This window comes from Streptomyces flavofungini, from assembly GCF_041028215.1.
GTDB lineage: Bacteria > Actinomycetota > Actinomycetes > Streptomycetales > Streptomycetaceae > Streptomyces > Streptomyces flavofungini_B.
Genome location: NZ_JASKYR010000335.1, coordinates 1 through 8,526, shown reverse-complemented (window position 1 = coordinate 8,526; position 8,526 = coordinate 1). Strand labels below are relative to the sequence as shown.

Genomic DNA, 8,526 nt, shown 5'->3' with positions numbered 1-8,526 from the left:
GTGCGGGTGGTGCGGAGGTCGCGGGGACGTCATGTTCCCAGCATTCCGGCGGATCGGCGGCCAGGCGTCGGCCGCTCGTACGATCGTGATGTCCACCCTGAGATATACGTACCCGGCAGGCAGGGCCCCTAGGTATACGCGGCGGCGGGCGTGCGGGCCCGCTGCCGCCTGATCACCCCTCCGTATCATCGGGGCCACTATGGAGGCGATACGGAACTGGCTGCTGCCCCTGCTGCTGGCGGCCGCCCAGCTCGCCTTCTGGCCGGGCCGGCCGCTGGCCGACGGCGAACCGGTCGGCGCCGTACGCCTCGCCGCCGCACTCGCCCTCGCGGCCGTGGCCACCGTCGCGCTCGGCCTGCGCCGCCGTCGGCCGGTGGCCGCCACGCTCGGCGTGGAGGCCGCGCTGCTCGCGGCGCTCGCGCTGCGAGACGCGGCTCTGCTGCTCGGCCTCGGTGTGCCGGTGGCGCTGTACTCGGTGACGGTGCGGTGCCCTGGGCGGACGGCCGCCCTGGTCGGGGCCGCGCTGACGCTCTCGGGGGCGGTGCGGGCCGCCGCGCAGCTCTCCGGCGCCGAGGCCGTCGGCGAGAGCCTGGTGAACCTCGCGCTGTACGTGACCGTCGCGGGCCTCGGCCGCAGCCGCCGCCGCTGGCTCACGGGCCGGAAGACCGCCGCACGGGACCTGGCGCGGGCCGAGGCCGAACGGTGCCTGGCCGCCACCACCGAGCGGGAGCGGCTCGCCCGCGAACTGCACGACGTCAGCGCCCACCACCTCACCTCCGTCGTCATCACCGCGGACACCGCGCTGCGGCTCGGCGCCCGCAGGGAAGGACTCGCGGCGCAGGCGCTCGAATTCGCCGCCGAGAGCGGGCGCGCGACCCTGGCCTCCCTGCACCGCCTGGTGGCGCTGATGCGGACCTCGGCCGCGGACGAGGAGAGCCCGCTCTCCGAGCGCGTCGACGAACTCGCCGCCGGGTTCGCCCGGCTCGGCGCGCGCCCCGCCGTGGACATCGCGCCGGACCTCGCCGCCCTGACGGGCCCGGTCGCCGACGCGGCCTTCGGCATCGTCCGCGAGGCGCTCACCAACGCGCTGCGGTACGCCCCGGGGGCGGCCGTACGGGTACGCCTGCGGGTCGCGGGCTCGGACGGCGCGGTGGAGCTGACGGTCGAGGACGACGGGGCGCCGGGCGGCGGGGCGCTCACGGACCGGCGGTGGCTCGGTTCCGGCCGGGGCACGGCGGGCATGCGGGAACGGGCCGCCGCCCTCGGCGGCACGCTGGACGCGGGGCCGCGCGCGGACCGTCCCGGCTGGGCGGTGCGCGCRCGGCTGCCGCGCACCCGGGCGGTGCTGCACGACCGGGCCGCCCGGCATCCCCTGCTGCGCGGACTCGATCCCGCCGACGGGGCGACCGTGCTCGCGGTGGCCGTGCTCCCGCTCTTCGTCCTCCTCGCCGAACGCCCGGCCGCCACCGCCGTGGCCTGCGGTCCCGCCGTCGCGCAGGCGCTGCCGCTGCTGTGGCGGCGCCGGGCGCCCTGGACGGCACTGTGCGCGGTCCTCGCGTCGGCCTTCCTGGCCCCGGCCGGGGTCGCCGCCGGGCTCCTGACGACCACGGTGGGGCTCTGCCTGGTGGCGGCGGGCGGGGTCGCGGCGGCGGTGGCCGTGCACGCGGTGGGGGCGTTCGCCGGGCCGCCGCGGGTCACCTGGACCGTGCTGCCGGTGGCGGCGGCGGGCCTCTCCCTCCTCTGCGTCGGCCTGGCCGCCGCGAACGGCGGCGCGGGGTCCGGGGGAGCGGATGCCAAAGGCGCGGCCGCCGGAGGCGCGCTCGTCTTCATCGTCTGGCTGCTCGGCGCGGCGTTCCTGCTCCCGGTGGCGCTGCCCTGGACGATCGGCGCGGTGACCCGCACCCGCCGCGAACGCGTCAAGGCGTACGAGGACCACGCCCTCACGGAAACGGTCCGCGCGGCGGTCGCCGCGGCCCACGCGGAGCGCCACCGGATAGCCGAGGAGCTGCGCGGCGAGGTCCTGCGCCACGCCGCCGAGGTGGTCACCTCCGCCGAGCGGGGCGACCTCCAGGGCGTGGCCGACGAGGCCAGGGCGGGCCTCGCGGCCATGCGGGGCCTGCTGGCGGCGCTGCGCGAGACGTCGTCCGCGGGAGACCCGGGTGAGCCAGGGAAAACCGCCCGGCCACACTTGAGCCCGACACCGTGATGATGTGAGAGGGGAGCCCGCCATGACCGACGGGACCACCGGGAATGTCCGGGTGCTGGTCGTCGACGATCAGGCCGTCGTCCGTGCGGGGTTCGCCGCGGTCGTCGACGCCGAGCCGGACCTCGATGTGGTCGGGGAGGCCGCGGACGGGGCCGACGCCGTGCGGCTCGCCGCCGAACTGGGCCCGGACGTGGTCCTCATGGACATCCGGATGCCGGGGATGGACGGGCTCACGGCCACCCGGCTGCTCACCGGCGGGCCCGAGCCCGTACCGCGTGTCCTGGTCCTGACCACCTTCGACCAGGACGCCTATGTGCACGACGCCCTGCGCGCCGGGGCCTCCGGGTTCCTGCTCAAGGACGCGCTGCCCGAGGAACTGCTCGCGGGCATCCGGGTGGTGGCGTCGGGCGAGGCGATGCTCGCGCCCACGGTCACGCGCCGCCTGATCGACACCTTCGCCGGTACGGAGCCCGCCCCGGACCCCGTACTCCTTGAGTCCCTGACGCCCCGGGAGAGCGAGGTGCTGGCCCTGGTCGCCGCGGGTCACACCAACGCGGAGATCGCCGAGGCGCTCGGCGTGACCACCGGCACGGTGAAGTCGCACGTCAACGCCCTGCTGAAGAAGCTGGGGCTGCGCGACCGGGTACAGGCCACGATCCTCGCGTACGACCTGGGCCTCGCCCGGCCCCGGGGAACGGCCGGATAGGCGGCCGGGCCGGACAGCCCGACAGGCGGGCCCGGACGCCGAAGGGGCCCGTCCGGATCTGCGGACGAGCCCCCTCGGGAAAAAGCCCGGTTCAGGCCTTCTTGGTCTCCCAGAAGATCTTGTCGATCTGGGCGATGTAGTCCAGCGCCTTCTGGCCCGTGGCCGGGTCCGTCGAGCCCTTGGCGGCCGAGAGGGCCTTCAGGGTGTCGTTGACCAGCTGGTGCAGCTCCGGGTACTTCTCGAAGTGCGGGGGCTTGAAGTAGTCGCTCCAGAGCACCGAGACGTGGTGCTTGGCGAGCTCGGCACGCTGCTCCTTGATGACCGTGGCGCGCGCCTGGTAGTGCGCGTCGTCGTTGCCGGCCATCTTCTCCTGGACGGCCTTGACCGACTCGGCCTCGATCCGGGCCTGGGCGGGGTCGTACACGCCGCAGGGCAGGTCGCAGTGCGCGCTGACCTTTACCTTGGGGGCAAACAGGCGGGAAAGCATGGAGCGGTCCTCCTCGTGATCGTCTTCTCAGGTGGGACATTACTCCGTGAGAGACCCGATTTCGCGAGTGCCCCCGTGGGCTTAGGACAAAAGTCCAGGGTGAGACTGGGACTGGTGGACGATGGGACCGGGGAGGTGCCGGCAGTGCCGGAGCTGTCGCAGGAGACCGAGCGCGGAAGAGCCGCACTGCCGTGGGGCGCGGCCGAGGTGACGGGTCCGTCGATGGTGCCCACCCTGCGCCACGGGGACCGGCTCCTCGTACGGTGGGGCGCACGCGTCCGCCCGGGTGACGTGGTGATCCTGCGCCACCCGTTCCAGCAGGACCTGCTGGTCGTCAAGCGGGCCAAGGAGCGCCGCGAGGGCGGCTGGTGGGTGCGCGGCGACAACACCTTCGCGGGCGGCGACAGCACGGACTACGGCGTGGTCCCCGAGGACCTGGTCCTGGGGAAGGTGTACTTCCGCTACCGCCCGCCCGCGCCGGGCCGCCGCTCACCGCTGGCGCTGGCGCGCTGGACGGCCTCGGCGGTGCGCCCCGTGCTCCCCGAGCGCTCGGTCTCCAGGCGCTTGCGGGCCCGGTAGGCCGCGACGTTGGCCCGGGTGGCGCAGCGGTCCGAGCAGTAGCGCCGGGAGCGGTTGGTGGACGTGTCGAGGTAGGCGTTGCGGCACGGGGCCGCCTCGCACAGGCCGAGGCGCTCCACGCCGTGCTCGGTGAGGTGGAAGGCGAGGCCCATCGCGGCGATCGCCGCGTATCCGGCGGTGGCGTTCGAGGGGTGGTCCGCCAGGTGCATGTGCCACAGCGGGCGCCCGTCGTCGTCCCGGTGGTCGTGACCGGAGATCTGCGGGCTGACGGGGAACTCCAGGAGCAGTGAGTTCAGCAGGTCGACCGCGAGTGTCTCGTCGCCGTCGTCCGCCGCCTCGAAGACCGCGCGGAGCCGCGCCCTGACCGACCGGAAGCGTGTGACATCGGCGTCCGTCGCGCGGCGGGCCATCTGTGTGCTCGGCCCGAACAGCTCCCTGATCACCTCGACCGAGGTGAGCGTGTCCTTGTTGCGGCCCGGCTCCTCGCTGTTGACCAGGCGTACGGCGTAGTCCGAGTAATAGGCCAGTTCCACTTGTAGTCCTTACGGGGGCGGGCTATGGTCAACGCGTCGGCAGGTAATGGCCGTCTGCGGTACCAGGGTATTACGGAGTGGAGGGGTTCTGATGACGGAGACGGGTACGGGAGCGGACCCGGGGACCGGGCTCGGCACCGACTGGCGCGCCTGGCAGGAGAGCTGGGACAGGCAGCAGCAGTGGTACCTGCCCGACCGCGAGGAGCGCTTCACGATCATGCTCGACATGGTCGAGGCCGTGGTCGGAACCGCACCGCGCGTGCTCGATCTGGCCTGCGGTACGGGAAGTATTACGGACCGGCTGCTCAAGAGGTTCCCCGAAGCCACCAGTGTCGGCGTCGACCTCGACCCCGCGCTGCTCACCATCGCCGAGGGCACGTTCGCCGGGGACGACCGGGTCACCTTCGTCACCGCCGACCTCAAGGACCCGGACTGGGCCACCGCGCTCCCGCACGACAGCTATGACGCCGTGCTCACGGCGACCGCCCTGCACTGGCTCTTCAGCGAACCGCTCGCCGCCCTCTACGGCCAGGTCGCGCGGCTCGTCCGGGACGGCGGCGTCTTCATGAACGCCGACCACATGCCCGATCCGGCGACCCCGCGGATCAACGCCGCGGAGAGCGCCCTGCGCCACCGGCGGATGGACCGCGCCAAGGCCGAGGGCGTGCTCGACTGGAAGGAGTGGTGGCAGCTCGCCGCCCAGGATCCGGTTCTTGCCGAGCCCACCGCCAAGCGCTTCGAGATCTACGGGGAGCACGCGGACGGGGACATGCCCTCGGCCGAGTGGCACGCGAGGACGCTGCGCGAGGCGGGCTTCGCCGAGGCGCGCCCGGTGTGGGCCTCGCCGTCGGACGCGGTGATCCTGGGGCTCAAGTAATCGACGTACGAAAGGGGCGGTACGGACACGTGGTCCGTACCGCCCCTTCCTGTGCGTCATCAGGTGCGGGTACCACCTGGTTGCTCGCGCAGTTACCCGCGCCCCTTGCGGGGCGCTACAGCACCTTCGACAGGAACGACTGCGTCCGCTCCTGCTGCGGGTTCGTCAGGACGTCGCGCGGGTGGCCCGACTCGACGACCACGCCCTCGTCCATGAAGACGAGACTGTCGCCGACCTCGCGGGCGAAGCCCATCTCGTGCGTGACGACGACCATCGTCATGCCGGACTCCGCGAGGTCGCGCATCACGTCGAGCACGTCACCGACCAGCTCGGGGTCGAGCGCCGACGTCGGCTCGTCGAACAGCATCAGCTTCGGGTCCATCGCCAGCGCCCGCGCGATCGCCACGCGCTGCTGCTGGCCGCCGGAGAGCTGCGAGGGGTAGTTGCCCGACTTGTCGCCGAGGCCGACGCGTTCGAGGAGCTGCCCGGCGCGCTCACGCGCCTCGGCCTTGGAGACGCCCTTGACCTGGACCGGCGCCTCCATGACGTTCTCGATCGCCGTCATGTGCGGGAAGAGGTTGAAGCGCTGGAAGACCATGCCGATGTCCCGGCGCTTGAGGGCGACCTCGCTGTCCTTGAGCTCGTACAGCTTGTCCCCCTTCTGCCGGTAGCCGACCAGCTCGCCGTCGACGTACAGCCGCCCGGCGTTGATCTTCTCCAGGTGGTTGATGCAGCGCAGGAACGTCGACTTGCCGGAGCCCGAGGGGCCGATGAGGCAGAAGACCTCACCCGACTTGACCTCCAGGTCGATGCCCTTGAGCACCTCCACGCTGCCGAACGACTTGTGGACGTTCTCGGCCTTCACCATGGCGGTGGTCATCGGCTCACACCTCCCGCACGGTTGCTCAGGGACAGAATGTTGGCCTTGACCCGCTGGAAGGGGGTGGCCGGAAGGCTGCGGGTCGAGCCGCGCGCGTAGTACCGCTCCAGGTAGTACTGGCCGACGCTGAGGATCGACGTCATGATCAGGTACCAGCAGGCGGCGAGCAGCAGTGCCTCCACCGTCGCGCCCGACGAGGTGCCGATGTCCTGGGCGTACTTGAGGAGCTCGTAGTACTGGACGGCCGCCACCAGCGACGTCGTCTTCAGCATGTTGATGAACTCGTTGCCCGTCGGCGGCACGACGACGCGCATCGCCTGCGGCAGGACCACGCGGCGCAGCGTCTTGCCGTGGCTCATGCCGAGCGCGTGTGCCGCCTCGGTCTGGCCCTCGTCGACCGAGAGCAGACCGGCACGGCAGATCTCCGCCATGTACGCGGCCTCGTTGAGGCCGAGGCCGAGCAGCGCCGTCAGGAACGGCGTCATGAAGTCCGACCACTCGTCCTTGTAGACGGGGCCGAGGTTCACGTAGTCGAAGACGAAGCCGAGGTTGAACCAGACGAAGAGCTGGACCAGGACCGGCGTACCGCGGAAGAACCAGATGTAGAACCAGGCGATCGACGAGGTGACCGGGTTCTTCGACAGGCGCATCACCGACAGGACGACGCCGCCGACGACGCCGATGAGCATCGAGAGGAACGTCAGGATCAGCGTCTCGCGGACGCCCCTGAGGATGCGGTCGTCGAAGAAGTTGTCGGGGATCGCGCCCCAGTTGATGTCGCCCTGCGAGAAGGCGTAGACGATCGCGGCGAGTGCGCCGATCGCCAGGACCGCGGCGACGTAGCGGCCGAAGTGGCGGACCGGGATGGCCTTGATGGCCTCCGCGGGCCGTGCCTTCGGGACGTCGTCCCCGGGGCCCTTCTTGGAGATGTCGGTGGTCACGTCAGTGGCCTTTCAGCGACTAGGAGGGACGTCGGTCACTTGCCGCCGTTGACGGTGGCTTCCTTGACCGCGCCGTCCTTGACGCCCCACTTCGCGATGATCTTCTCGTACTCGCCGTTCTTGATGATGGCGTCGAGCGCGGCCTTGATCGCGTCACGCAGCTCGGGGTTCTTCTTGGAGACGGCGATGCCGTACGGGGCGGCCTCGACCTGCTCGCCGACCAGCTCGAAGTCCTTGCCGCCGCCCGAGGTCTTCACCGCGTACGCGGCCACGGGGAAGTCGGAGGAACCGGCGTCGGCGCCGCCGGAGCGCAGCCGGGCCTGGGCCTGCTGGTCGTTGTCGTACTGCTCGATGGCGATCTTCTTGCCGCCCCCGCACTTCTTCGACTCGGCCTTGGCCAGATCGTGCGAGACGGTGCCGCGCTGGACGACGATCTTCTTGCCGCAGAGGTCCGACCACGTCTTGATGCCCTGGTCGTCGCCCTTCTTGGTGTAGATCGAGACACCGGCGGTGAAGTAGTCGACGAAGTCGACGCCGGTGCCGACCTTCTTGCCGGTGTCCTCGTCGATGCCTTCCTGACGGTTCTTGGTGTCCGTCATGGCCGACATGGCGATCTGGTAGCGCTTGGAGCGCAGGCCGCCGAGGAGGGTGTCGAAGGTGCCGTTCTCGAACTCGAACTCCACGCCGAGCTGCTTGCCGAGCGCCTTGCCGAGGTCCGGGTCGATGCCCACGGTGTTGCCGGACTTGTCCTTGAACTCGACGGGCGGGTAGGCGATGTCGGACCCGACCTTGATGACGCCCTTGTCGCGTATGTCCTTGGGCAGCTTGTCGGCGAGCGGGGCGTTGCTGACCGAGTCGCTGCTCTTGTCCTTGGTCTGGTCGCCGCAGCCGGACAGCAGCAGCGTGCCGGCGACCGCGATCGCGCCGACCGCGGCAATCCGGGACTTCGCGGACTTCGCTGCGGTCTTACGACAAAGGGAGCTTGCGGTCATGGTGGGTCCTCCGGCGGATGAGGGAGTTGCCGATGGGTCGGGCACACACCTTCGGGTGTCGCGACCTCGTGTGATGACGGCATCTTGCCATTCGGACCGTCCGGATCTGGGTGCCGACGATGTCAAAATCGGATAACGGGAAGGGTTCGAATCGCTACAGGCCGGTGCAGGCGGGGGCGAAAAGGCTCCGGAGCGAATCACCCGCTACCGCCGGAAAATCGGCGAATCTCGCCATGTGGACTTTACGGAAGCGAGATCCGGGCCGGCCGGGACGCCCGACGCGGCGGCCCCCGGCTCCCGCCGCCCCCGGCCAACCGGCTGCAAT

The 8,526-nt window shown here is 71.3% G+C and carries 9 protein-coding genes; 4 read left to right on the top strand and 5 right to left on the bottom strand.

Translation table 11 applies throughout. The features are described from left to right. Window positions 1-199 precede the first annotated feature (199 nt). Window positions 200-2,206: a sensor histidine kinase gene (locus AB8Z36_RS22505; RefSeq protein WP_369215163.1), complete on the top strand. Its 2,007-nt coding sequence runs from the start codon at window positions 200-202 to the stop codon at window positions 2,204-2,206. A 22-nt stretch (window positions 2,207-2,228) separates the two neighbouring features. Next, window positions 2,229-2,912, top strand: coding sequence for a response regulator (locus AB8Z36_RS22500; protein ID WP_369215162.1), 684 nt, complete (start codon window positions 2,229-2,231; stop codon window positions 2,910-2,912). A 91-nt stretch (window positions 2,913-3,003) separates the two neighbouring features. Here the strand turns inward: AB8Z36_RS22500 and sodN are convergent, their stop codons facing one another. Next, on the bottom strand, window positions 3,004-3,399 hold the full coding sequence (gene sodN / locus AB8Z36_RS22495; protein ID WP_369215161.1) for a superoxide dismutase, Ni: 396 nt from the start codon (window positions 3,397-3,399) through the stop codon (window positions 3,004-3,006). A gap of 144 nt (window positions 3,400-3,543) precedes the next feature. Between sodN and sodX the strand changes: the two genes are divergently transcribed. Continuing rightward, window positions 3,544-3,978, top strand: coding sequence for a nickel-type superoxide dismutase maturation protease (gene sodX / locus AB8Z36_RS22490; RefSeq protein ID WP_369215160.1), 435 nt, complete (start codon window positions 3,544-3,546; stop codon window positions 3,976-3,978). On the opposite strand, the gene AB8Z36_RS22485 is transcribed toward sodX, so the two are convergent. Beyond that, window positions 3,861-4,511 (bottom strand): CGNR zinc finger domain-containing protein, encoded by a 651-nt coding sequence (locus tag AB8Z36_RS22485; protein WP_369215159.1) that lies wholly within the window; start codon window positions 4,509-4,511, stop codon window positions 3,861-3,863. The genes sodX and AB8Z36_RS22485 overlap by 118 nt on opposite strands. A gap of 91 nt (window positions 4,512-4,602) precedes the next feature. On the opposite strand from AB8Z36_RS22485, the gene AB8Z36_RS22480 reads away from it, so the two are divergent. Continuing rightward, window positions 4,603-5,388 (top strand): class I SAM-dependent methyltransferase, encoded by a 786-nt coding sequence (locus AB8Z36_RS22480; RefSeq protein ID WP_369215158.1) that lies wholly within the window; start codon window positions 4,603-4,605, stop codon window positions 5,386-5,388. Between the two features lie 115 nt (window positions 5,389-5,503). Here AB8Z36_RS22480 and AB8Z36_RS22475 read toward each other — a convergent pair whose 3' ends face one another. The 3 genes from AB8Z36_RS22475 to AB8Z36_RS22465 are packed head-to-tail and all read right to left on the bottom strand — an operon-like array spanning window position 5,504 to window position 8,201. After that, window positions 5,504-6,256 carry an amino acid ABC transporter ATP-binding protein gene (locus tag AB8Z36_RS22475; protein WP_369215165.1) on the bottom strand — a complete coding sequence of 251 codons (753 nt, stop codon included), beginning with the start codon at window positions 6,254-6,256 and terminating at the stop codon, window positions 5,504-5,506. An 8-nt stretch (window positions 6,257-6,264) separates the two neighbouring features. Then, window positions 6,265-7,209 carry an amino acid ABC transporter permease gene (locus AB8Z36_RS22470; protein WP_440581971.1) on the bottom strand — a complete coding sequence of 315 codons (945 nt, stop codon included), beginning with the start codon at window positions 7,207-7,209 and terminating at the stop codon, window positions 6,265-6,267. A gap of 35 nt (window positions 7,210-7,244) precedes the next feature. Next, window positions 7,245-8,201 (bottom strand): ABC transporter substrate-binding protein, encoded by a 957-nt coding sequence (locus AB8Z36_RS22465; RefSeq protein WP_369215157.1) that lies wholly within the window; start codon window positions 8,199-8,201, stop codon window positions 7,245-7,247. Window positions 8,202-8,526: the final 325 nt, after the last annotated feature.

Coding starts and splice junctions, on each gene's coding strand:
- AB8Z36_RS22475 (WP_369215165.1), bottom strand. CDS start 6,256: ATGGTGAAGGCCGAGAACGTCCACAAGTCGTTCGGCAGCGTGGAGGTG.
- AB8Z36_RS22500 (WP_369215162.1), top strand. CDS start 2,229: ATGACCGACGGGACCACCGGGAATGTCCGGGTGCTGGTCGTCGACGAT.
- AB8Z36_RS22480 (WP_369215158.1), top strand. CDS start 4,603: ATGACGGAGACGGGTACGGGAGCGGACCCGGGGACCGGGCTCGGCACC.
- sodN (WP_369215161.1), bottom strand. CDS start 3,399: ATGCTTTCCCGCCTGTTTGCCCCCAAGGTAAAGGTCAGCGCGCACTGC.
- AB8Z36_RS22465 (WP_369215157.1), bottom strand. CDS start 8,201: ATGACCGCAAGCTCCCTTTGTCGTAAGACCGCAGCGAAGTCCGCGAAG.